Origin of the sequence: Bdellovibrio sp. KM01, assembly GCF_013752535.1 — a bacterium.
Taxonomy (GTDB): domain Bacteria; phylum Bdellovibrionota; class Bdellovibrionia; order Bdellovibrionales; family Bdellovibrionaceae; genus Bdellovibrio.
Genome location: NZ_CP058348.1, coordinates 2,654,077 through 2,678,132 on the forward strand (window position 1 = coordinate 2,654,077; position 24,056 = coordinate 2,678,132).

Below are 24,056 nucleotides of genomic sequence, written 5' to 3' on the forward strand. Positions count from 1 at the left end.
ACTATTTTCCAATATTGTACGCAACAAACTTGAAAATATTGACGTAATCAAGGCGCCAGGAGGAAGGCGTACACCCTACGCCGACGACGCAGCAACGCAGAGTACGCCAATATTTTTAGTTCATTACTTGGATTTCGGCTGTGGCGCTTACCACCTGGCCATCACTCGTGTGACCATAAACCGTCAGGTATCCGTCTTTAGCCATTTGCCCAAACGGAACGGCGCCACATTTCATATTGCAGAATGTCTGAGCTCTCTGCCCCGGGAGGATATTTTCATCCAAACCCAAATCGCGCAGAACTTGGCCTGTGTATGTGCAAGTATATCCCGTATCTCCTGTTCTAAAAGTCAGGCGAGTCGGATAAAAATTTTGCTCGGTATTATTGGTTACGTACAACTCAGAAATACTCACATGAGGAGCGGACAGATCGTGTTCACGACCGGCATTCATAGCTGTGCAGCTGGTCCCGCGAGCTGGAATGGGATACAAGTGGTTGTTCGTTTCCAAAACGATGGAACCTGCTTGAACGTTAAGGGATGCTCCTAAAGTCGCCAGTAAAACCAGAATAGATTTCATGCTAAATCTCCTTTGTTTACGAAGCTAACGACGTGAATGTGAAATCGCAAGAACCGATCGACGCGCCAAATTTACAATGCTGAAAGAATTAAGTGTTGAATATCAAGGCATTATGTTTCACATTGTTTTTCATGAGCAGCGAAAACAAATGTCCTCAATGTGGTTCGGAAAATATTTATGAAGATGGCAACCTTTGGGTTTGCCCAGAGTGCGCACACGAGTGGAGCGCTCATGCGGCATCCGCAGATGCAGCTGACTCTGAGGAATCTGGCGTTAAGGTCTACAAAGACGCCAACGGAAACATCCTTCAGGATGGCGACACCGTTGTCGTGGTTAAAGATCTTAAAATCAAAGGGTCTTCGTCCGTCGTTAAAGTGGGAACGAAAGTTAAGAACATCCGTTTACAAGACGGTGGTGACGGTCACGACATCGCTTGCAAAATCGATGGCTTTGGTGCGATGAATTTGAAATCTGAATTCGTCAAAAAAGCCTAAAGCTACGGCCAAGGAATATACGGAACATCCTGACAAAGAATTGGCAACGCGTTCGCCTGCAAAGGCGCCGCGAGCTCATCGATCTCCGCAAAATCATTTAAAAGCATAATGTGTGTTCTTAAAATAGTGCGCGAAAGCATCTCTGTCGAGAGCATGTTCTTCGCGAGAGCGTTTCGTTCGTGGATGGGTGTTAGTGCAGCCATGCGACGAATAGATTCCAGAATATGTCTGACCATACAGTTATAACGGGGTTTCTGATCCAGATCTTTTATTTCGCTATCGGCATACTCGGCCAATGGCAAATACGCTTTCGCCCTAAAGAGTTCTAATAAACGGGATTGAATGGCCGTGATATTGGGGCGGCGATAGCCGTGCAAAGAATCAACGCCTTCGGGATTTCTGTTTTGAAACTTTGGAGTTTCCGACATCTCGATCAGATCCTGACACAGGATCTGAATGCCCGCGGCCTGATACGGAGCTGCCCAGGCATCCGCAAAGGGAACAGCCAGCAGCAATTTACGCTCAAGCCAAATCAATTTATCGGAAACGGTTTTCGACTGGCCGTGAGAGAGCTGCATGTACAGAGGCTTACGCTGTTTATTCAGCATCATGGCTTCGCGAATATGTTCAGTCATACAAGGACGTATGTTTTTTACCCCCGCCCAAGTCAGGACAGGAGCCAAAAGTACGGATATGCTGAGCAAAAGCACAGAAAAAGCCATCATTGCCTTTCTATATCATTTCTCAAAGCCCCGCTCACTTTACACTCAGTACACCTTGTAATTAAACCTTAGGTGTCTAGAGTTTGATCAGTCTTTTGCTGGGAATCTACTTCTTAAGGCCGTTCATATTGAATTGGCCTTTTTCATTAAAGGGAATGGTGAAGCCCGAGACTTTCGCGCTTCCATCGATTTGATATCCCACGTCCTCGCCACCTAAAACTTTGGCGATACCGCCAATGGCTTTTAAAAAGTTCACAGGCAAAGGGACCTCGACCTTAGCAGTTTCACCAGCAGGAATTTTGGTTTTCTTCTCCGTGCGCGCTTTCGCAAATTCTTTTCCGTCGAGTTGAATTTCGTAAGCCATCTCCTCGACATTTAGATCAATTTTATTGGGGTTTTTAACGCTCAAAACGAAAACCATCGTTGTCGAAAGAGCCGTCGTATCCTGAAAGTAAATTTGCGCGAGATCGATCTCGGGTTTTTGCGCATAACGCTTCTGCAGATAACTGCAACCGCTTAAAAATACCATGAGAATAACTGCAATATATTTCATTCACATCTCCGTGCCCGGGTTTATCATGGCAATGATCACCGGCACTGTCAGCTGTAAAACGACAAGGCTTTTCTAAGATAAAAAATCAGCCTATTAAAATGCTCCGAGAGGGCTCAAGTCCTGAAATTCTGGAATAGCCCTCTCGGCGAAACTGCTTTTGTCTTCTATTCAGAAGCGAACGGCGCAGCTTCGAAACCTATTATTATTTAAACGAGTCCGAGTATCACATTACTCTTCGTCGTCTTCCATCATACTGCTCCCAGATTTTCTGGAAGAGTTTAGATTGGAAGTGCCTTTGCGTGAACCCGAGCCAGAACTAATATCTCGGCTGCTTGTTCCTGCTTTTTTATCAACGTTAAAGGAGTTATCGCGTGTGCTGCCCACACTGCGGTTACTACTCGAACTTGATTGTTGTTTTGAGTTGGTGTCACGGGTTGCCATAAATGCCTCCGTTCCTATGTGAGTTCATCATAGGCCTATTTTTACTCGATGGAGCATTTTTCAAGACGAAGGTGCGAGTAGTTCTCTGTCTTCGCCCAGATGAATAGGAATATTTTCTAATTAAATTATGAGTAAAAACAAAACGTGTCTGCGATCAATTGGAGTAAAATTGGAAACAGGGGGTCACCTATGCAAACCACACCTTTTGCAAACGAGAATTGGGAAGTTGTTAAAGCCATGGTCCACCGTCGTTGGGATGAAATTTCCGACGAGGAGTTAGAAGCCACTCAAGGCGACGAACATGCGGTGATTGATTTACTCGCCGACAAATATCATCTAGAGCATGAGGACGCTGAATCCCGCTTCGAAGCCGCCCTGGCCGAAGAAGACAACCAATTCCACGCGGTCGACGAAATCCGCCGTGCCGAAATCCGCTTTGAATCCGACGGCGGCCGCGTGGTTCCACAATTTGAAGATGTTTATGGGGATCTGAAGGAGATGAAATCTCCTTCAGAGGAGAAGCATTGATTCTTGCGGAGAACTATTTCCGCAAGCACCGTTTTAAGTTTTATCCGAAAAGTTTTTTTCCAGCTGCGCTGACTTTTAGGCCATTTTCTTTAGCTATCTCTCGCAGGTGTTTTTCTTCTTCTTTAGTTAGCTTATCCGGGAACTCGACACTCACATGATAGTAGATATCGCCACGACGATTTCCTCTGAGTGATGGTAACCCCTCACCCGCAAGCTTCACGTTGTCGCCATTTTCACACCCACGAGGAATTTCCACAGTCGCTTTGCCCGTGACTGTGGGAACTTCGACTTCACCACCCAACAACATTTGCACGTACGGTACAGAAAGATCACCAATCAGGTCATCTCCACGCCGTTCAAACTTGTTATGGGGTTTCACGCGAATTTCAACGTAAAGGTCACCAGGCTGTCCGCCCATGTAACCACCCTCACCCTCCGTTGCGACACGCAGACGTGTGCCAGTGTCGACACCAGGAGGAATGTTTAGGCGAATTTTCTTATGAACAGAGGTACGACCTTTACCTTTACATGGCTTACATGGATTTTTCACCACTGTCCCCTGCCCATGGCAAGTTGGACAAGTGGAAGCCATAGCAAAGAAACCTTGGGAACGCACAACCTGACCTGAACCACCACAAGTGTGGCAAGTTTCTGAATGGGAACCTTTTTCAGCTCCAGAGCCGTTACACGTTTTGCAATTTTCGTCGGTGTCGAATTCGATTTCCTTTTCAAGGCCCGAGATCACGTCTTTCAGTTGAATCTCGGTGACATAGCGAAGGTCAGAACCACGACGTGGCTCATTGCGATTGCGACGCTGCTGACGAGGCCCGCCCCCGCCACCAAACAAGTCTCCAAAGATGTCACCAAAGTGCGAGAAGATATCTTCTGCATCCTGGAAGCCACCGCCCCCACCGCCACGGCTGGTAAAAGCATCATGACCGAAACGATCGTACTGAGCGCGTTTCTGTGTATCGCTCAGAACTTCGTAAGCACCGGCTGCTTCTTTAAACTTTTCCTCAGCTTCTTTATTGCCGGGATTTTTATCAGGATGGTACTGCATCGCCATCTTGCGATAAGCTTTTTTGATTGTGTCTTGATCAGCGCCTTTTTCAACGCCTAGAATTTCGTAAAAGTCTCTTCGAGCCATGCGGGTTCCACCATTAACATTACGCGCAATTTTTAATGATTAAAAATATGGTGCTATCTGCGCCGCCGTCAAGCTCAGAGACAGCGCTGTATCGGACTTTTTTCGATGTTTAACAATAAAGTCAGGGCTTTCTACTGCAACATACCGGTCTCATAAGGGATTTTACCCAAATATTTGCTCCCCGGAGTAACAACCCCCAAACCGTGACATTAGGAATCCAATGACTCTGGAAAAAATTTAAGCAGGAAGTCGTGCAAATTCTGGAAATTGAGTCATTTACTTTGACCCACTACTTCTGTTTTTTTGTTTGCAGTTTTTCCTTAAGGGACGAGATTTTATCTTTGAGTCTCTGGACGATGACACTATCGTGATTTTCGTTGATCATTTCTTCAAGAAGTTTTTCCGCCAACTCAATCTGACCATTATCAGAATACATACGCCCGGCTAAGGAGTATACCCAAGGTGGCGCACCATTTTTTCCCGCTTGGATGAGTAGTTCTGCAGCCCGCTCTTTATTGTGCACTTCATAAATATAGTGATATGCTGCTCGATAAATGATCGGCCAATCCTTAGGAAAGTTTTTAACACCTTTCTCAAAAATTTTTGTAGCCCCGTCAACATCGGTAATAATTATAGTTAGTGCTAATCCCCCTGCCGCATAGGCAATTCTAAAATGAGGGGAAAGGTTCGTAATTGTATCCAGCATGTGATAAAGCCAGGAATTATTCACACAGATATTTTTCCCAGTCTGGCTCTCGCAGTAATCGAAGTCTTGAATTGTTCTGATCCAGAGCGAATCAGCAATAGCTTCGTTAAAACCAAAGCTAAATTTATCCATGTATTCGGGCGGACGAATCAGGGCACGTTTTGAGGTTTGTGATATGGGTTGGTTTGTCGCCGAAATCCATAACAGAAAAAAAGCAAGAATTCCCAGAATAAATTCTGGGATTCTTGCTTTGAAATTCATAAATTTGAACGAATTCACGACCTGATTTCTTAGTTGATACCAGGAGTTGGATTCGTCAAAGATTTATTATGGTCAATTGACCATACATCGGCTGCGGATTTGTAAATGATCGCACGAGCACCAATCAGGAATTGATTGTTTGTGATTTGGAAAGCACCACCGGAAAGCGGTGCAGGAACAGTGTTATCCGCACCGTTCAAAATCATGCAACCATTTGCAGACAATGAAGCTGCAGTAGTTCCGCAATATGCAAGTGTCGTAATAGCAGTACCCGGAGCTGCCGTCGGTTGATTTGTATAACCATTCGCAGCCCCGGCAATACCTGCGCCCGCAGCGGTAAAGCCCACGTTATAGCGAAGTTTACCTTCAGGAGAGTATCCAACCGCACCAAACATAGAGTGATACGCACTGTACTCAGCATAAAATGCTTTTTCAGACGTATACAGTGAAGCCAAGTTTGTCTTCGCTTCTGATTGACGCGCTTTTGCGATGTACTTATTTACTGATGGGATGGCGATCGCAGCCAACACACCGATGATCGCCACAACGACCATCAACTCTACGAGCGAGAAGCCCGCTTGGGACGTTCTAGTAGTTCTTTTCACTTAAGACCTCCATTAGTCTTTTTATTTTTATGAAACGTTTTAACTGACCTATTGCTTATCGACATAAGTGTGTCAAAGCTGAACCTTGAAATCAAGTCCTCTTAACCAAAGTGACTTCATGGAAACGGAATTTTGTTTTCTGATACACCATGAGTTGTGAGCGAAAATGAGACGAGACTTTGCTCTAGCTTTTTATTCTCCCCTGGACTTGCCATCATCAAAATCGTGCCCATTCTGAGACAAGAGGTAGAATAGATCCATATGGCAAATGATAACGGAAATAAAAACGGGAACTATCCATATTCATCTCCGGAGGGAGAAGCTGGGGTCCAGCTCGTCCCAAAACTAGACACTCCGAAGATGTATAAAGTGATTCTACTGAACGACGACTACACTCCTATGGACTTTGTCGTTCTTGTATTGCGTCGGTTCTTTGCGAAATCAGAGGAAGAAGCGACCAAAATCATGTTAGATGTACATAAGAAAGGCGCTGGTGTCGCAGGAGTCTATAGTCTAGAAATAGCTGAGATGAAAGTGATGCAAGTAAATCAATTCGCCCAACTTAATCAGAATCCCCTTAAGAGCACACTGGAGGAGGAACCATGATGAGCCGCGAGCTTGAACGCAAGTTAGCTGAAGCCACAGAACTCGCAAAACGCAATCGCCACGAGTTCGTAACCCTTGAGCACATCCTGTTGGTTCTTTCAGAGTCCCCTGTCATGGTGGAAATTCTGGAAGCTTGTGCGGTGAACGTACAACGCCTTCGTCAGGATCTACGCGAACATTTGAAAGTGGGAATCCCACAAATCACGGATGAACAACTGGGTTCATACGGTGGATTTGATTCCTGGAATCCAGAGTTTACTTTGGCCTGCCACCGTTTGATTCAACGAGCTGCTATTCAAATGAAAAGTGCTGGTCGAAATCAAATCAGTGAAGGCAGTCTTTTGATATCTTTGTTCTACGAACAAGACAGTCATGCGACCTTTGCCCTCGCTCGCCAAGGGCTTACCCAGTTTGATATTATTAATTATGTTTCTCACGGCATAACAAAAGATGGAAAAGATCACGATGTTCCTCCATCGGCCGCCCCCCGTTCTTCAGAATACAACCAAGAATCATTCGAAGAGGGCCGCGGCTCTCCCCTTGAAAGTTTCTGCGTAAATCTGAATGAAAAAGCGAAAGCGGGAAAACTAGATCCACTGATTGGTCGTGAAGATGTGATTGAACGCGCGGTACAAGTTCTTTGCCGTCGTACTAAGAACAATCCTCTACTGATTGGTGAACCCGGAGTGGGTAAAACTGCCGTTGCCGAAGGTCTGGCGCAAAAGATCGTGGCCGGAGAAGTTCCAGAAAAATTGAAATCTGCAGTGATCTATTCCTTGGATCTTGGAGGATTGCTGGCTGGTACAAAGTTTAGAGGTGATTTTGAAGGTCGCTTAAAAGCGGTTGTAAAAGAAATCGCTAAACGTCCTCATACGATTCTTTTTATTGATGAAATTCATACGATTGTTGGGGCTGGCGCTACCAGCGGCGGCTCGATGGATGCGTCGAATTTATTAAAACCCGCACTTGCGAATGGCGAGATCAGCTGTATTGGTTCGACCACTCATCAGGAGTACCGTCAGTATTTTGAAAAAGATCGTGCCCTGAACCGTCGTTTCCAGAAAATCGACATCAACGAGCCTACCAATGAAGATTGCATTCGCATCCTGACGGGTCTTCGTAAATCTTACGAAGACTTCCATCATGTGAAGTATTCAGATGCAGCCTTACGCGCGGCAGTTGAATTATCCCAAAAACATATTCACGGAAAACTCCTGCCCGACAAAGCGATCGACGTTTTGGATGAAGCCGGAGCCCACTTTCGCTTAAAAGATAGCACCACTCAAGAGATCAGCATTGACACGAGTGAGATCGAAGAAACAATCGCTAAAATGACGGGACTTCCGATTGCGACGATTTCTTCCACCGAAAAAACTCAATTACGTGATCTGGATAAAAAAATCAAAGCTCTTATCTTTGGTCAAGACGACGCCATCGATCGCCTCGTGGCTAGTATCAAGTTTGCTCGCAGCGGCTTGGGTCGCCCGAACAAACCTATCGGCAGCTTCCTTTTCACTGGCCCGACAGGCGTTGGTAAAACCGAAGTCTGTCGTCAGCTAGCGCAAATCATGGGTGTTCATTTTGAACGCTTTGATATGAGTGAATACATGGAAAAACATGCGGTCTCTCGCCTGGTCGGTGCGCCTCCGGGATACGTGGGATATGAAGAAGGTGGTTTACTGACCGAAGCCGTTAGTAAACACCCCTACTGCGTGCTCTTACTGGATGAGATCGAAAAAGCTCATCCTGATATCAACAATATCTTGTTGCAAGTAATGGATGCAGGTCGCTTGACGGATAGCAATGGCCGCGTTGCAGACTTTAAGAACGCCATCATCGTAATGACATCCAATGCGGGCGCAGCAGAAACTGCACGCGGAACAATAGGTTTCGTGGAAGAAAATCGCAGCCTTCTTTCGATGGATGCGATTAAAAAGACTTTTGCTCCAGAATTCATCAATCGCCTGGATGCAGTCGTTTCATTCCGTGATCTTTCTGACGAAATGGTTCTAAAAATCACTCAGAAATTTGTGGATGAATTAAAAATGGTTCTTCTACAGAAAAAAGTAGAAATGAATGTCTCTCAAGATGTGATCAAATGGTTGATGAAAAAGGGTTTCGACAAAGTTTACGGCGCCCGTCCTTTGGCAAGAACAGTCGACGAACATCTGAAAAAAGCTTTGGTTGATGAACTTCTTTTTGGACGCTTGATGGATGGTGGACGTGTCAATGTGGAGCTCGACAAGGACATTTTGCGGTTCCAATTTAGCACCACTCCCAACGGTGGACAGGGTCAAAAAAATCAAAAACAGCCAGTTACAACGTAGTCGCTTTAGCACCTCTTCTTAACAGATTTGAAGAGGTGCGCATATTGACAATTCCTGGAGAGATATCAAAATTAAGGTGTCTCTTAAAGGAGTTAAAAAATGTCTTTTTTTAAACGCATCGGTTTATTCATTCTGACCAACTTGATGGTGATGGTAACCATCGGTATCGTCTGGTCTATTATCAGCAGCGTATTCGGGCTGAACAAACTGAACAACTACATCCCGTACATGATGGTATTCTGTGCTGTCTGGGGTATGGGTGGCGCCTTTATATCTTTGATGATGTCCAAATGGATGGCAAAGATGTTTCATGGCGTTCAAATCATTGAACCCAACAATCAAAATCCACAACTTCGTCATTTGGTGAATACGGTGCATGACATCGCTCGTCGCGCACAGCTTCCGAAAATGCCTGAAGTTGGTATCTATGAATCAGCAGATATCAACGCCTTTGCAACAGGCCCTTCTAAATCCAACTCTTTGGTAGCGGTTTCTACAGGTCTTTTGCAAAGAATGAACGAGAAAGAACTAGAAGGCGTGCTTGCCCACGAAGTGGCGCATATCGCAAACGGCGACATGGTTACTATGACCTTGATCCAAGGTATCGTGAATGCGTTTGCGATGTTCTTCTCTCGTATTTTGGCGAATATCATAGCTTCGAACGTCGATGAAAAACTTCGTGGCATTGTTCACTTTGCCGTTGTTATCATTGGTGACATCGCCTTTACGTTGCTGGGATCATTCGTTGTAAACTACTTCTCTCGCAAAAGAGAATTTCGTGCAGATGCTGGCGGGGCGAAATTTTCGTCACGTGAGAACATGATTGCAGCCCTTGAAAAGCTGCGCACAGTTTATGATCTGCCAATTCCACCAGAAGAAGGTCAAACAGCGACGCTAATGATTTCCAACCGCGACAAAGGCGGCTTGGCTGGACTTATGATGACTCACCCACCGCTTGAGGTTCGCATCGAAGTGCTTCAACGCGGCGGTCGTCTGTAATTTTCAATTTCTTTGCTTACGAGGCATGAACAGGCTTAAGCTTATTTCATGCCTCGTTTATTTATTGCCCTCTCATTTCTTTCAGTTCTTATGGGTTGCGCGACCACCTCGCGCCAAGACACTCGCTTTGAAAAAAGATTGATACCGCAAGACAACCCGGAATGGGTTCGTCTGTATCTTGAGGCTGCAGAAAAGAAAACATCTGCGCCGAAGCTTGCCTGCGCAAATTATAAAGAGCTTTCAAATCACCAGGATTTTCCGATCAAAGATTTGGCTTTGCTTCGTGCCTATGAATCCTGCCCGGCTGATGAAAAACTAAATACGCTTCCGGAGAGTATCAATCCTTGGTATGCGGATTTATTTGCCGACATCAGACTTAAAGAATCTTTAGAGACATCGGATTTGAAAGATGATCTGCATGCCTACCTGGCAAAGGCTGGCGTTGAAAACAACAAAAAGAAAAAAGAAGATTACCTTCAAAAGGCTTTGGCCGCCGCCAAAAAAATCGATTCACAAGAATACGTGGTAGAGGTTCAAGCCCAGCTATACAAAATTTCTCCTCGTCTAAATCCCACGCCGCCCTTCAAAGAACTCAGTGCCGTGGCCATGGATTTCCGATTCAATCGCGATTTCGACGAAGCTCTTGGAGTCTATAAAAAGATTCTGTCTTCCAAAGAAGCATCAACTGACGACAAATTCCAGGCGACCAAAAACGTCCGCATGACTTACAAGGTTGCGCAACGTCGCCAGGATTACATCAACGCGACGTCTGAGCTTGTGAACACGACGAAAAAACAATATCGCGAGAATAAAAAAGATCGCAAAGCTTTGGCCCGCTATCACGATGCCCTGGTCCTGCTTGCCCGAACACTATGGACTGAAGATCAAACATCAATGGCGGTAAAAACCCTGACCGAAGCCAACCGTCAGCTTCGCGGCATTTATCCAATGGATGAAGTGTACTTTATCCAAGGACGCATCGAGGAAGAAAAAGGCCATTTCGAAAAGGCTTTGGAATTCTATGAAGAAAGTTATAAGCAGCCGATCAGCCAAGCCGGACTTCGTGACAAATTGGCGTGGTTGAAATCCTGGAACTACTACAAACTGCAACGCTTTGATGAAGCAGCAGCAAGCCTGCAACAAATGCGCGACACCATTAAAGATCCTTCCGATAAAATGCGCGCGAAGTTTTGGCTGGGCCGTGCTTTAAAAAATTCGAATAAAACCGCTGAATCCACGACCGAACTTGAAAGCCTTATTAAAGAAGATCCATTGGGTTATTACGGAATGATGGCTTACCGCGAACTCAACCGCGAATATCCAGCCATCAAAGGCAATGCACAAGACTCTGCCAGTGCAAGTATTTTGGGATTGGATGAACTGCAAGGGCGCCTTCGCCTGCAAATTGAATGGTTGATTGCTGTTAACGAAAAGCCCTTTGCCGAAAAAGCGTTGAACCAAGCTTCTGACGATCTCAAGAAAGCTGGTATTACTTCCGAAAAAACGTGGCTGACGATGTTTTCAGCTTATGCTCGCGCAGGGCTTTACATGCCGTTGTTCTCTACCCTTGGAACACTGCAACCGGAAGTAAAGGATCGCTTGCTAAATGACCATCCCGATCTTTTATTCCCTCAACCCTATCGCGACATCGTTGCTGGTGCTTCTGAAAAGAGTGGAATTCCACAGGAGTTCATCTATGCGATCATTCGACAGGAATCTGCATTTAACCCTGAGGCGCGCAGCCCTGTTGACGCCTTTGGATTGATGCAGCTGCTACCGAGTGTGTCGAAGAACCTCGCCGCAACTTACAAATTGGAATATAAAGAAGCTTTGGACCTTTATAAGCCTGAGATCAATATTCCACTCGGCGCATTTGAACTTAAGACTTTGATGAAGAAGTACAACAATCAATATATCCTTGCGGTTTCCGGCTATAACGCCAATGACTCCGCCATACGCGGTTGGTTAAAAACTCGATATCGTGATGATGCTGTCGAGTTTATTGAAGAGGTTCCTTATGAAGAAACTCGAGCATACATCAAGCTAACCATGAGAAACTATGTGTTCTATGATCGCTTGCTTCACAGTCAATCTGCAGTGAAGTTTCCTGAAGATCTTTTAAGGCTAAAAAAGTAATCTTTGAGAGCCTAAGGCCAATCACAATCCGTCGAGGTTCCTGCGGAACTTACATCAGGGACTTCGATCGGTGCTATATCTTGATTCGTTAAATCGGTCACCGTTGAATCCCCGGAAGTTAACTGCAAACGCAAGGTCGTAGCGTCCATTTGACGCAATGGGAAGCGAATGGTTTTTGGAGAAACCGTTCCACCCGTTACTGTTGCGACAAGTTCATTTTCTAGTGAGGAAGTTTCATTGCCACCTTCCGCATCCCACGTCCCCGTCATTTCACAAAGGGTTGGAACGCCGTTTACGATCTGCACGGATTGATATGTGAACTGACTGCCATCAGCTTTCAGAAATATTTTGCTATAAATAGACAAAGATTCACCGTTCACGGTGGCTAGACCGTCCTGGCGGTCGTGGTAAGTCACGTCACTGCTTAAGCTGCCAAAATCGGCTGATCCACTGCCACCACCCGGCTGGTAAGAGCAGGCACCCATAAAACCACAAAGCATCAACAATAATGAGTATTTCATATTCACCTCATCGGTCGAGCTGGACTCACCTTTAATTGTCTCACTTTGAGGCGACGCTTTCTACTACACCTCGACTGGATTCTGCCGATAAGCCCATTGGAGAAAGGGGAATCTTCATGTTTTCTCGCAAGTGGTTGTTAGCATCAGGTGCTGTCGGCGTGATCTTCTTTGGCGGTCTGGGTGCATACTTATATTTTTCAGATGCCTCCTCCCCTTCACGCTCCCAAAGCTCCAGCAAATTCAATAAAGAGGGTCGCCTTTTTGAGACCTCTAAAATCACTTCGCAGACAGATAGAGTCGAAGATGAACCAAGTGCCTTATTCAATGATCCCGCCATCAGCCAAGCATGGGGTTTGAAAAAATCTGATGCTGCTCGCGCCTGGTCTGTGACCCGTGGAAGTAAAGACATTGTTGTCGCCGTTATCGATACCGGTATCGACGAACACCACGAAGACTTGGATAAAAATCTTTGGTTAAATCCAGGCGAAACTGGGAAAGACGCTCAAGGCCGCAACAAAGCCACCAATGGAATCGATGACGACGGCAATGGCTTTGTCGATGACGTTCATGGTTGGAATTTTGTCTCTAATAACAATAAACTCGACGACAATCACGGTCACGGAACTCACATCGCAGGGATCATTGGTGCTGAAGCTGGCAATGGTAAAGGCATCACTGGAATCGCTCCCGAAGTGAGCATCATGGTATTAAAGTACTACGATCCAAAAGTACCTAACACCGATAATTTAAAAAACACAGTGGCAGCAATCAAGTACGCCGTAAAAATGGGCGCTAAGATCATCAACTATTCTGGGGGTGGTACTGAATTTTCCCAAGAAGAACATGATGCCGTTCAAGAAGCGGAAAAAGCCGGCATACTCTTTGTTGCAGCGGCTGGCAATGAGCGCTCCAACTCTGACCAGCATCACTACTATCCTGCAGATTATAAACTTAGCAATATCATCTCGGTAACGGCTTACGATCCATCCGTTCAAGTTTTGAACTCTTCGAACTATGGTGTTGAAACTGTAGATATCGCAGCCCCAGGGCAAAACATCTTGTCTTGCTTACCAGGGAACTCTTACGGTTACATGACCGGTACCTCTCAGGCCACAGCTTTCGTAACGGGCGCTGCCGTCTTGGTAATGGCGAATAAACAAGGTGCTTCAACTGCCGTGGAGGTTAAAAAGTACATCCTGGCGACTGGCGATGCTCAAACTCAGCTGGCATCGAAAACTCGCACATCACGCCAATTGAATCTCTACAAAGCTCTAACGATCTTAGATCAAGGCGTTTCGGCTTCAGGAGTAGTCACCGTCAATGTGGATAGCATGCAGAAAATGGGCGGCGATCCGAACGAGGCTCCAGCAGGTGCTGCCGTAAATGACGTCAGCCGCTTTGGTCGCTCGCTTCTCAATGCGATTGGGAATAAACCAAAACCGAGTCGAGTTGGTACTAAAGGCACAGACGGCGACAACTTCTAAAGCCAGACCTAAGGCTGTGTCAAAAATCGAGTCATGGAGATGGGATAAATCGTCTGCAATAATATTACCATGCAGTCTAATCGCCCATCTATATTGCTGGTAATTGTAAACTTCAATCAGTCTCATGAAATTACCAACTTCCTTTCAACCGTAAAGGGGTTTTGGCCTTTAGAGCATGCCGTTATTGTAGATGACGGCTCGACAGACGCTTCCCTGCAGATTATTGCTCAATCAAACATCAAAACACTTCATCATCCTGTTAATCAAGGTGTCGGTGCCGCCATAAGAACGGGCATATTACACGCAAAGGCACATCAATATGAAGCAGTGCTGATTATGTCTTCCAATGGAAAGATGATTCCCGCCGAAATACCAACTGTCGTAAATCCCCTCATCAACGGGACTGCCGACTATGTCACAGGAAGTCGCTTTGTAGATGGCGGAAACTCACCCGGCTTGACTATATTCAGAAGAGTTTCAATTCCAATCTTCTCTACGTTTTGCACCCTTCTACTAGGTCGCAGATTTTCTGATATCACCTGCGGATTTCGAGCGTATAAAATTGCTTTTCTATTTAACGGTACGTGCGATATCAATCAACTGTGGCTTTCTCGCTATGAATTAGAATACTACATTCACTATTGGGCCTGCCAAAATAAGCTTCGGATCGCCGAAGTTCCTGTGACGATAAAATATAGCCACCTAGGGAAGAATCGAAAAAGTAAAATTCGTCCCTTTGTTGACTGGTGGTCAATGATGAAGCCACTTATATACTTAAGATTTAAGATTCGCCAATGAGACGGATTAAGTTCGGTATCCTCTTTCTGTGCTTCGCTTTAATTGGTCTTATATTTCCAAGCAGATACCTATCGCCAAATCAAGGCGTTAATACAACAGGCGCCGACTACGCAACTCACCTCAACATTAGCGAACATCTTCGAGATTTTAATATTTTTCCAATTGCATCAGATGCCAGCGCCGGAAAGCATGCTGTATCTAAATATTTACCCATATATCATGGGATTTTAGGGTTTCACACATTAGCATGGTTACTTGAAAAAGCTGGCATGCCACTTCCAGGTGCCTATGCTCTGATCATGGATCTGTCCTGCCTATCCGTCTTATTGGTCTTTATATTCATTCTTCTTGATAAATTTAAAAAAGAGCATTGGCCTGAAATACTGTTAGCCACACTAGTTATATTTCCATTTTACGTTTTGTTCTTTATATCTGCCGTAGATTCAGCATTTTATTCACAATTACTCTCGCAGGCTCTGATAGCGATTTCGGTTTATTTATTCACACACCGATGGATTAAGTGCGCAGTTGCGGTACTTCTAATGAGTGCGTTTTGTTATCCTGACTTTATGATATGGACAATTCCTGTCATTCTATTTTCACCTTCAGAATTTAGAAGCCGCTGGCGTCTGCTTCTCGTTTTTCCGTGGATAGCTTTGATGTGGGTTCCTTTTCAGAGATCATCTTTGATTGGCCCGATGATAACTTCACCTGTATTGCAAATATCAACCTACCTTTTTGTGATATTCTTTATTCGAAAAATATTTTCCATAAACAAAACCGTCGGGATAGTTAGTTGTTCATTTGCCATTTATTCTCTTGCTCTAACTATCTTTACTATGAATCTCTTTACCCCGAGCTATTACGCAACCAAAGTTTCAAATTTTTCGTATTTGCTTTTACCTTATCTACTTTTGAATCTTAAAGTTTTTCCTGACTTACGAGGTAAAATCCTCATTCTAGCAACGGGATATTTTCTCTTTACCCATGAACCTTTCGCATCCAAATTCAACTACGCGACTAGTTTTAAGGAGTCTGGCTTTGTAAACGACGACTATTTAAAAATTAGAATCGTAAAAAATGAATTGCGCGATTCGCCGCTAGCAAATTCATGCAAATCTTCCCATACTTTCGTAATACCTAAAGAAGCTCAAAATCTAAAGTCAAACGCATTTACAGATTATCAAGGGCTGATGGAGAATTTCGACATATATTCGCAGGAACTATACTCATCATATCTTCGCGCTCTCTACGGCAATAGCACCCTTGGAAGCCAAATTGCCTTTACCAGAATCATTGCGGGACAGAAGTTATCAGATTGGACTCAGAATCTTGAGTCCGCAATACTCCAAAATGATAAAATGGTTCCGGACTTTTGCCTCGCTATTATTAAAGATGAAGCCCCCCTCTTTGCAAAAAGTCAGTATTTTGAGAAACTTTATGAGGGAGCACAATTTGTCTATTTCAAGCCTCAGAAACGTTAAACACGCTAATCAAATTCATCCGACTGCAATCATCGACGAAAGCGCTGTGCTAGGTGAAGGCAATTATATTGGTCCCTTCTGTATAATTGGCAAAGACGTTGTTATAGGTAACGGCAATAGACTTGAAGCGCATTGCTCTATTGGAACCCCTCCAGAACACAAAGATTTTTGGCACGGAACTTTCAAGTCCGTAGAGGTCGGCGATAACTGCATCATTCGCGAATATGCGACTGTAAATTCTGGAACAATTAGAAACACGATCATTGGTAACAATGTAAGCTTGCTTCATGCTAGTTATGTAGCTCATGATTGCATCGTTGGAGACAATGTTACCCTTTCCGGAAATGCGGCCATGGGTGGCCACTGTACGATATTTGAAGGCGCTAATATCGGGCTCAACGTATCAATTCACCAATATAGCTTTGTCGGTCATTATTCTATGATTGGCATGGGAACCGTGATTACGAAAAAAAGCCTCATCGAACCAACAAAGACTTACGTAGGAAATCCAGCTAGATTCTTAAAAGAGAACCAACATGCGATTAAGAAGAACAATCTAAATATAAAAGATATCGAAAGATTTAATAGAGAATTCCAAGCCGCTTTATCAGCAGCAAAAAACTAAAAAGGCAGTCCAAAGACTGCCTTTTTTGTTTTTAATCCATGAAATCAGAAAGCGAGAGTCGACCGCGGATCATCACGATCAGGCCGACTGCCATACAGGCCAGGGCTACGCCCACACCGACCAGATTGCGGTGACCAAGGCTCAACATACCCCACAGAATCAAAAGACCACTTAACGCAAAAGGACCGATGTAAACCCACTTCATCCATTTCGGACGGTCCGCGTGGGCTGGGTTTTCAACTCTCATCGTCGACTTTTGCGAAATCCCCACCATCATCATGCTGTTAATACGCGCAATCATCTGGTCACAAAGGGCATCGCCGCCTTGAGCGGCTTTGATCTCTTCGTACTTCATCATCGCAAAACGGAAAGCATCAAGCTCCCCACAACTTTTGATGAAAGATTCGTGCAGATTCATATCTTCGAAGTTTTCTAAAACGTTTTTCCATTTACGCACCAAACTTGGTTGGGCACGCAAACTCGAATCTTGAGGAAGACCTTCCAAACGCTCAAACAGCACGTGACAAGAGTAACACTCCTGCGCACGACGACCGTTCAAAGCTCCACATTTTGGGCAAGATTTCATTTCCTGGCTTTGCACCTGCTCTGCCGTGGGTTCAACGACAGCACTCACCGTTTCTTCCTTGAAGGAAGCAAGTAACTCTTCTGCCGTCACTCTCTGGTTTTGCTGCGCGTTGGACTGATCTTTCCCCGGAGTTTCCACCATAAACGTTAGCACGTTGCCAGCATCTACTGGTGGATAATCGAAACCGAAACGATTGTCGCAAGAAATGCACTGAAATACCGGAGTCTCCGAGTGAATATCTTCACTCGCAACTTCGTACAACTTAGCGCATGATGGGCATCGAACTTTCAATTTCACGTGGACTCACTCACTCTTTGTGTTACTAATACCATGATGAAGAAAGCCGTTCAATTATTCAAGCACAAAGCCTTCGATTTACGTTGGGCATTACTCTCGGGAATTTTGGTTGGAACAAGCTACATTCCCTTTCCACCTTGGGCTTTGCTTTTCTGCTATGTTCCCCTCTGGATTTCTGTCACTGACGATAATTCACTCTCTTTGAAACGTACTTTCTGGAGTGGATGGCTGACGCAATTTGTGCTTTCTGCCATTGGTTTTCACTGGATTGCCTACACTGCACACGAATTCGGGGCCATGCCTTGGATAGTTTCCTACACGGCACTGCTACTTTTTTGTGCTTTCATGCATCTCTACATTCCCGCAGCAGCCGTCGCGGGAGTTTGGTTGCAGCGAAAACTCCAACTCTCCAGAACCCAAGCCTTGTTCTCAATTGCCTTGCTGCATGCGCTGCTCGAGCGTATTTCGCCGGTCATCTTTGATTGGCACTTAGGGTACACTTTGATCGGCGCCCACATCCCGGCTTACCAATGGGCCGATGTGATTGGCTTTGCGGGACTTTCCGCACTGATTTTGCTGACTAACGCCTGGGTGGCGTCGATCTGGCTGAGCTTTCGCCAAAAACGCCAAAGCCTTATCCAAATCGTGGCTTTGACCCTGGTTTTGGTTTTTCTGGTCGCGGCCGGCAACTTTCACAAAGCTCCGTGGGATCATTTCGATCGCGAGTTCAAAACAACTCTGATCCAAGCCAACATTGGCAACTCCGAAAAAATTCAGGCCGAACAAGGCCGCGGTGCTCAAGAATTCATCACTCGCAAGTTCACTTCCATGACCATGGAAGCTTTTGCGAAATTTCCTGACACGGATATTTTCGTATGGCCAGAAACCGCGTTCCCAGATTATTTGGATCAAAGACTTTTAGCGCGCAAGCACACACAAATTCTTGCGAGCGCCATGACCGGCCTTGATCGCCCGATCCTGGCAGGCGCTTACTCGCGCAGCCCCGTTTTAGATCCTCACCGCGATGAAGCGACCTTCAATGCCTTATTCCTGATAGATGCCAAAGGTAACAACCTGGATGCACCTTACTTGAAAACAAATCTTTTAGCTTTTGGGGAATACCTGCCTTTAAGCGAAAAGTTTCCGATTTTGTTGAAATGGCTTCCGTTCATTTCAAATTTCGGCCGAGGCAGTGGCCCGCGGGCTTTGTCTTGGAACCGCCCAACGGAAAGCATTCACTTGGGTGGTCAAATTTGTTACGAAGGATTGGATGCAAAATTCTCTCGCGGCCTCGCTGAAGAAAATTCTGACATCCTGGTCAACGTGACCAATGATTCTTGGTTTGGAAAGACTTTTGAACCCAAGCAGCACATGTACATGACTTTGGCTCGCGCTATCGAGACCCGTCGCCCCTTGATTCGCTCTACCAACACGGGAATCAGCACGGTGATTTGGGCCAATGGTGACCTTCAACAAACTTCTCCTATTCATGAAGAATGGTCGGGGCAGTTTACTGTAAAATACCGCAAGGATGCTCCGCTGACGGCCTATGTGAAATGGGGCCACTTGGATTGGATCATTCTTTTGTTCGCGCTTTTCGGCATCGTTCTAACTGGAGTCTTTCATGCAAGATCTCGCCGTCCTTGATTGGACAGAAATTCTAGAGAAAATTAAATCACACGCCACAAGTGAAGTGGGACGCGAAGCCGTTTTCGATATGAAACCGCTCGACTCCGCTGATGAAGCTTACGTGAGCTTTCAAGAAATTGCCGATGCGACAGAAGTTTTAAATCAGGGTGTACGCCCTTACATGCAAAGTTTGGATCTGTATTCCGCATGGATCGCGCGTCTAAAAAAGAAGGCCGTTCTAAAAACTTTGGAAATCAAAGACGTGCGAAACTTCTGCATGGAAGCCTTGGCATTGAAAGAAGCTTTGGCACCGATTGAAAACACCTGGGCCAAAAGACTTCACGATAGTTTGATGGACGCGGAAGAGCCCCTATCAGCGATAGACCAGATCCTTACTCCCGGCGGAGAGATTCGATCCGACGCAAGTGAAAAACTTTATAATCTTTTTAAAGAAAAAGAGCGCCTGGCTCGTGAAGTGCAAAGCACCTTGGATCGCCTGGTGAAAGATCACCAGATGGAAACCGTGATCCAAGATAAATTCGTCACGACTCGTGATGGCCGTTGGGTTCTCCCCGTTCGCGCTGGCATGCAAAGCAAACTTCCGGGAGTGATCCATGGATCATCCCAAAGCAAGCAAACTGTTTTCGTTGAGCCCGAAAAAGTTATTCCGACCAACAACCGCTTACGCCAAGTGGAAGCTGAAATTGAAGACGAGATCGAAAGACTTTTAACAGAGCTTTCTCACTATCTTTCTTCACAAGCGACCGACATTGAAAGCACCCGTGTTTTAATGGAGGAAGGCGACGTCCGCTTCTCTCAAGCGCAGTTCACAAATCAAATCAATGGTCACGCGATTGAATTTTCCACAGACACGATGGAACTGATCGAAGTTCGTCATCCTCTTTTGCAATTGAGTGGAAAAAATGTTGTCTCCAATACGGTTCTTTTTGATGGCAAAAAAAGCATTCTGCTTTTAAGCGGTCCCAATGCCGGTGGTAAAACCGTGCTGCTTAAGTCCATTGGCCTTGCCGCTCAAATGGCCCGCTGTGGACTTCCGATTTGTGCAAGTGAAACTTCACGCATTCCATTCTTTAAAGATGTTTTAATCGGCATCGGTGATAGCCAAAGTGTTGACGAAGAGCTTTCAACATTCGCAGCCCATTTGAAAATTTTAGGAAAAGCGGCTTCAGTGAAAGGCCACCAGAACTTAATCCTGATTGACGAGATCTGCGGATCCACTGATCCGGAAGAAGGAAGTGCCCTGGCTCGTGCCTTCATTGAAGAATTCTCGGCCAATAACGTGTTTGCAGTTATCACTTCTCACTTAGGCCCCTTAAAAGCCGGTTGGGATGAGGAAAGTCGCGTCCTTAACGGAAGCATGGAGTACGATCCAAAAACGGGCCGCCCGACTTATGGATTCTTGGCGGGGATTCCGGGTGATTCACTTGCGATTCAAACCGCAAAACGCGTGGGCGTTGCACAATCAATTGTTCAAAGAGCGATGGACGTACTGGCCCCTGCCACTCGCGCCCGCCTTGAAGGCTTGGAACAAATCGAGCAGCTGAAAAGCGATATCGCGATTCTTCAGGAACATTTGCGCAAAGAAACCAAGAAAGCCGTTGAAACTAAGAACAAGTACGAAGGCTTACTCAGTCAGTTTAACAAAGACAAAGACGAATGGCTTCAGCGCACCGTTAAAAAAGCGGAACGCAAAGTTGAAGAAGCTATTGCTCAGGCGAAGGTGGCAGAAACTTTCAAACGTCACGCAGCCCTGCAAGAAATCAAATATCAGCTTCCTGAAATCGTGAAAGCAAAACCGATCATTCAGGCAGGAGCCCCACAGACGGCGGAGGAATTTGCTAAAAAATTCCCACCAGGCTCAAAAGTTTTTGTTCCGACGTTGAATCAAGACGGTATCGTACAAAGCGCGCCGAACAACAAAGGTGACTTGATGATTTTATCCGGTTCCGTGCGTTTGCAGGTGAATTGGCAAAATCTACGTTTACCGGGTAAACCTCAAAATCCGACGTCGCAATTGGTTCGCAAAGGATCCAGCGGATTCTCCGTATCTATGGCGGATGACGATCGCACCCTGGATTTACGAGGAAAAACTGTGGAAGAGGCCCTGCAAGAACTTGAAGTGGCACTCGATAAAGCAGCCACCACCCGCGAAGATCGTTTAAAGATCATTCATGGTCATGGCACGGAAGCTTTAAAGAAAGCGGTACGGACTTATTTGTCTCGATCGGTGTATGTCAAAAAGTGGAAAGCAGGCTCACCGGAAAATGGGGGCGATGGTATCACTTGGGCAGAAATCGGTGAATCTTAATTTCTGAGGAGGGTCTTGTGAATCACTACCTTATTGCAAGTTGGGTGGTAAGTAAGGCCCTCGCACTGACTTACTTTGTTGCGTTTCTTTCTTTATCGGTTCAAGTCCTGGGTCTTTTTGGCTCCCGTGGGATTCTTTCCATCGATCATCTTTTAAACATTCTGGACAAAGAATTAGGCGCTTCTCGCTTTCGTCATTTTCCGTCTCTTTTTTGGTTTGCTTCGGGGGATTTCACTTTAAAAGCCGCCTGCATGATTGGGATGCTGGCATCGACGTTGGCCTTTTTGGGATTTAGCCAAACCTGGATGCTGCTTCTTTGCTGGCTGCTTTATCTTTCTTTTAGCAGCTGTGGACAGGTGTTCTTGTCCTATCAATGGGACAACCTCCTTTTAGAGCTAGGGGTCATCGCTTTATTTTTTGCACCCTTCACATTCGAGTGGCGACCTTTCGCGGCTTATGAAATCCATCCCATGGTAATGGGTTTAGTTTGGGTGTTGCTGTTTAAACTGATGTTTTCATCCGGAGTCGTGAAGCTTGCGAACAAAGATCCAGACTGGAAGAACTTCACTGCCTTAAGATTTCATTATTGGACCCAGCCCTTACCAAATCCAATCGCCTGGCTTTTGGAAAAGGCTCCCCTGAGCTTTCAAAAGTTCAGTTGCGTTCTTTTATTTTTCATCGAACTCATCGTGCCTTTTTTTATTTTTGTACCGGGGCCTGTCAGCTTTATTGCTGCCTGCCTACTCATTTTGCTGCAAGTTCTGATTATTTTGACTGGCAACTTTGCATTCTTTAATTTACTGACTCTGGGGCTGTGTGCCTCCGTTATCACCGATCCCTTCTGGATTTTTGAAAGCACCTCTTGGATATTGCCTGTCGGGGTTTCCACTGAAATCGCCGTGGTGGCTTTGGTTGTTCTTCTTCCCGGAAACTTGTTTTGGATTTACAAAACCGTTTTTGAAACCAGCAAGTCTTTGGATTTCATGCTTCCATGGATGCGCTTTCTTTTTCCTTTTAGAATCACGAATCCCTATGGTCTTTTTGCGGTGATGACAAAAACTCGCCCCGAGATCGTTCTTGAAGGCAGTAATGATGGGAACACTTGGCTTGAGTATGAATTTAAGCATAAGCCCACGAAACTATCCCATCGCCCGACGGTGATAGCACCTTTTCAACCGCGCCTGGATTGGCAAATGTGGTTCGCAGCTCTGGAAAGTTTCAATGAAAACCTCTGGCTGCAAAATCTAGTGACGCGACTTTTTGATGAAAGTCCCGATGTGCAGGAGCTTTTAAAGAAAGATCCCTTTAACGGAAAAGCACCGAAGCTCTTGCGCTTTGTGCGCTACAACTATCTCTTTAGCTCGTGGGAGGAGCTAAAATCGCAAAAAATATGGTGGAAACGAGGCCACGCCTCCCCGTATTCTCCCATTTTTGAGAGGGACGAAGAGTCCTAAGTATCTTAAAGTGCCTTCTCCAGGTGACTAGGAAAATGACAGCTGTCTAAACGGTCACACGGTATTTTCACTCTCACGAGCACTGACTTCTTGAAAATCAAGTGGTCGTATCAAGAGAAAACGGAACCAAAAATAAATTGGAGATTTTTCCTGGAAACTCGCAAAATGGTTTTTAGGGGAAATTCTAACCAAAGGCTAGGTAGTCATGCACAACTATCGGGACTTTATCTTACGCGAACTCGAAAGACGTCAAAAAAAGAATCCGTCTTATTCGCTCAGAGCATTTGCCAGAGACCTGGAAATGCCCAGCTCACGACTCAGTGAAATACTGAATCGTAAAATGGGGCTTTCAGAAGCTAGGGCGATTAATCTGGCGGAGAGACTGAATCTTTCACAACCAGAGAAAGAGTACTTTATCGACTTAGCACTCTCTGAACACGCGCGCAGCGCTGTGATGAAAGAGATGGCTTTACGTCGAGTCAAGGCTCGAACCGAGTTGATGGGTACCATCGAAACTCGGGATCTCAGCGGTTTATCTGAAGGCGCTCATATCGCCATCCAGATCAAACGCGAACAGTATGCTCACGCTTTAGAGAAGATTAAAACCTTCCAAGAGCAGTTAGCAAAAGACCTGGAAGCTCCTTCTGAGAGTGATTCGGTCTACAATTTAACTGTTCGGCTGATCGAACCAGCCACATCTAACGAATAATAACTGGACCCCCTCAAAGCTTTTTGAGGGGGATTTCT

General features: G+C 45.4%; 23 protein-coding genes. 14 read left to right on the top strand and 9 right to left on the bottom strand.

Annotated features, from left to right (window positions below):
- Positions 1-115: 115 nt before the first annotated feature.
- The gene (locus tag HW988_RS12895) at positions 116-577 is read right to left on the bottom strand and encodes a hypothetical protein (protein WP_181604655.1); all 462 of its coding nucleotides are present in this window, start codon (positions 575-577) and stop codon (positions 116-118) included.
- A gap of 131 nt (positions 578-708) precedes the next feature.
- Here HW988_RS12895 and HW988_RS12900 point away from each other — a divergent pair, with 131 nt between their 5' ends.
- Positions 709-1,071, top strand: coding sequence for a zinc ribbon domain-containing protein YjdM (locus tag HW988_RS12900; RefSeq protein ID WP_181604656.1), 363 nt, complete (start codon positions 709-711; stop codon positions 1,069-1,071).
- Between the two features lie 2 nt (positions 1,072-1,073).
- Here the strand turns inward: HW988_RS12900 and HW988_RS12905 are convergent, their stop codons facing one another.
- The 3 genes from HW988_RS12905 to HW988_RS12915 form a co-directional block, all read right to left on the bottom strand.
- Positions 1,074-1,706 carry a hypothetical protein gene (locus HW988_RS12905; RefSeq protein ID WP_255490007.1) on the bottom strand — a complete coding sequence of 211 codons (633 nt, stop codon included), beginning with the start codon at positions 1,704-1,706 and terminating at the stop codon, positions 1,074-1,076.
- Between the two features lie 193 nt (positions 1,707-1,899).
- Positions 1,900-2,346 carry an LEA type 2 family protein gene (locus tag HW988_RS12910; RefSeq protein WP_181604658.1) on the bottom strand — a complete coding sequence of 149 codons (447 nt, stop codon included), beginning with the start codon at positions 2,344-2,346 and terminating at the stop codon, positions 1,900-1,902.
- Between the two features lie 228 nt (positions 2,347-2,574).
- Complete coding sequence (locus tag HW988_RS12915) at positions 2,575-2,787, bottom strand: hypothetical protein (protein ID WP_181604659.1); 213 nt, start codon at positions 2,785-2,787, stop codon at positions 2,575-2,577.
- A gap of 189 nt (positions 2,788-2,976) precedes the next feature.
- Between HW988_RS12915 and HW988_RS12920 the strand changes: the two genes are divergently transcribed.
- Entirely contained in the window at positions 2,977-3,315 is a 339-nt protein-coding gene (locus HW988_RS12920) for a hypothetical protein (RefSeq protein WP_181604660.1), read from the top strand.
- 40 nt (positions 3,316-3,355) lie between these two features.
- Here HW988_RS12920 and dnaJ read toward each other — a convergent pair whose 3' ends face one another.
- The 3 genes from dnaJ to HW988_RS19210 all read right to left on the bottom strand — a co-directional run bounded on the left by dnaJ (position 3,356) and on the right by HW988_RS19210 (position 6,034).
- The gene (dnaJ, locus tag HW988_RS12925) at positions 3,356-4,462 is read right to left on the bottom strand and encodes a molecular chaperone DnaJ (RefSeq protein WP_181604661.1); all 1,107 of its coding nucleotides are present in this window, start codon (positions 4,460-4,462) and stop codon (positions 3,356-3,358) included.
- Between the two features lie 289 nt (positions 4,463-4,751).
- A complete protein-coding gene (locus tag HW988_RS12930) occupies positions 4,752-5,447 on the bottom strand; it encodes a lipopolysaccharide assembly protein LapB (protein WP_255490008.1) in 696 nt (231 codons plus the stop codon).
- 11 nt (positions 5,448-5,458) lie between these two features.
- Positions 5,459-6,034 carry a type IV pilin protein gene (locus tag HW988_RS19210; protein WP_181604662.1) on the bottom strand — a complete coding sequence of 192 codons (576 nt, stop codon included), beginning with the start codon at positions 6,032-6,034 and terminating at the stop codon, positions 5,459-5,461.
- Between the two features lie 261 nt (positions 6,035-6,295).
- Between HW988_RS19210 and clpS the strand changes: the two genes are divergently transcribed.
- From clpS to HW988_RS12955, 4 genes are all read left to right on the top strand, one after another.
- Complete coding sequence (gene clpS / locus HW988_RS12940) at positions 6,296-6,640, top strand: ATP-dependent Clp protease adapter ClpS (RefSeq protein ID WP_142700932.1); 345 nt, start codon at positions 6,296-6,298, stop codon at positions 6,638-6,640.
- The gene (gene clpA / locus HW988_RS12945) at positions 6,637-8,967 is read left to right on the top strand and encodes an ATP-dependent Clp protease ATP-binding subunit ClpA (protein WP_181604663.1); all 2,331 of its coding nucleotides are present in this window, start codon (positions 6,637-6,639) and stop codon (positions 8,965-8,967) included. The genes clpS and clpA overlap by 4 nt, the downstream gene beginning before the upstream one ends.
- A 99-nt stretch (positions 8,968-9,066) precedes the next feature.
- Entirely contained in the window at positions 9,067-9,966 is a 900-nt protein-coding gene (gene htpX / locus HW988_RS12950) for a protease HtpX (RefSeq protein WP_181604664.1), read from the top strand.
- Between the two features lie 48 nt (positions 9,967-10,014).
- Complete coding sequence (locus HW988_RS12955; RefSeq protein WP_181604665.1) at positions 10,015-12,102, top strand: lytic transglycosylase domain-containing protein; 2,088 nt, start codon at positions 10,015-10,017, stop codon at positions 12,100-12,102.
- A gap of 11 nt (positions 12,103-12,113) precedes the next feature.
- On the opposite strand, the gene HW988_RS12960 is transcribed toward HW988_RS12955, so the two are convergent.
- Positions 12,114-12,623, bottom strand: coding sequence for a hypothetical protein (locus HW988_RS12960; protein ID WP_181604666.1), 510 nt, complete (start codon positions 12,621-12,623; stop codon positions 12,114-12,116).
- Between the two features lie 116 nt (positions 12,624-12,739).
- On the opposite strand from HW988_RS12960, the gene HW988_RS12965 reads away from it, so the two are divergent.
- From HW988_RS12965 to HW988_RS12980, 4 genes are all read left to right on the top strand, one after another.
- Entirely contained in the window at positions 12,740-14,107 is a 1,368-nt protein-coding gene (locus HW988_RS12965; RefSeq protein WP_181604667.1) for a S8 family peptidase, read from the top strand.
- Between the two features lie 69 nt (positions 14,108-14,176).
- The gene (locus tag HW988_RS12970; protein ID WP_181604668.1) at positions 14,177-14,905 is read left to right on the top strand and encodes a glycosyltransferase family 2 protein; all 729 of its coding nucleotides are present in this window, start codon (positions 14,177-14,179) and stop codon (positions 14,903-14,905) included.
- On the top strand, positions 14,902-16,389 hold the full coding sequence (locus tag HW988_RS12975; protein ID WP_181604669.1) for a hypothetical protein: 1,488 nt from the start codon (positions 14,902-14,904) through the stop codon (positions 16,387-16,389). Before HW988_RS12970 ends, HW988_RS12975 begins: the two co-directional genes overlap by 4 nt.
- A complete protein-coding gene (locus tag HW988_RS12980) occupies positions 16,361-17,014 on the top strand; it encodes a UDP-N-acetylglucosamine acyltransferase (RefSeq protein WP_181604670.1) in 654 nt (217 codons plus the stop codon). Before HW988_RS12975 ends, HW988_RS12980 begins: the two co-directional genes overlap by 29 nt.
- Positions 17,015-17,045: 31 nt before the next feature.
- Here the strand turns inward: HW988_RS12980 and HW988_RS12985 are convergent, their stop codons facing one another.
- Positions 17,046-17,897, bottom strand: coding sequence for a hypothetical protein (locus HW988_RS12985; protein WP_181604671.1), 852 nt, complete (start codon positions 17,895-17,897; stop codon positions 17,046-17,048).
- Between the two features lie 33 nt (positions 17,898-17,930).
- Here HW988_RS12985 and lnt point away from each other — a divergent pair, with 33 nt between their 5' ends.
- From lnt to HW988_RS19170, 4 genes are all read left to right on the top strand, one after another.
- Complete coding sequence (gene lnt / locus HW988_RS12990; RefSeq protein ID WP_255490009.1) at positions 17,931-19,544, top strand: apolipoprotein N-acyltransferase; 1,614 nt, start codon at positions 17,931-17,933, stop codon at positions 19,542-19,544.
- Positions 19,522-21,855 carry a Smr/MutS family protein gene (locus HW988_RS12995; RefSeq protein ID WP_181604673.1) on the top strand — a complete coding sequence of 778 codons (2,334 nt, stop codon included), beginning with the start codon at positions 19,522-19,524 and terminating at the stop codon, positions 21,853-21,855. The genes lnt and HW988_RS12995 overlap by 23 nt, the downstream gene beginning before the upstream one ends.
- 17 nt (positions 21,856-21,872) lie before the next feature.
- Positions 21,873-23,309: a lipase maturation factor family protein gene (locus HW988_RS13000; protein WP_181604674.1), complete on the top strand. Its 1,437-nt coding sequence runs from the start codon at positions 21,873-21,875 to the stop codon at positions 23,307-23,309.
- 205 nt (positions 23,310-23,514) lie between these two features.
- Positions 23,515-24,018 (top strand): hypothetical protein, encoded by a 504-nt coding sequence (locus tag HW988_RS19170; RefSeq protein WP_255490010.1) that lies wholly within the window; start codon positions 23,515-23,517, stop codon positions 24,016-24,018.
- Positions 24,019-24,056 lie beyond the last annotated feature (38 nt).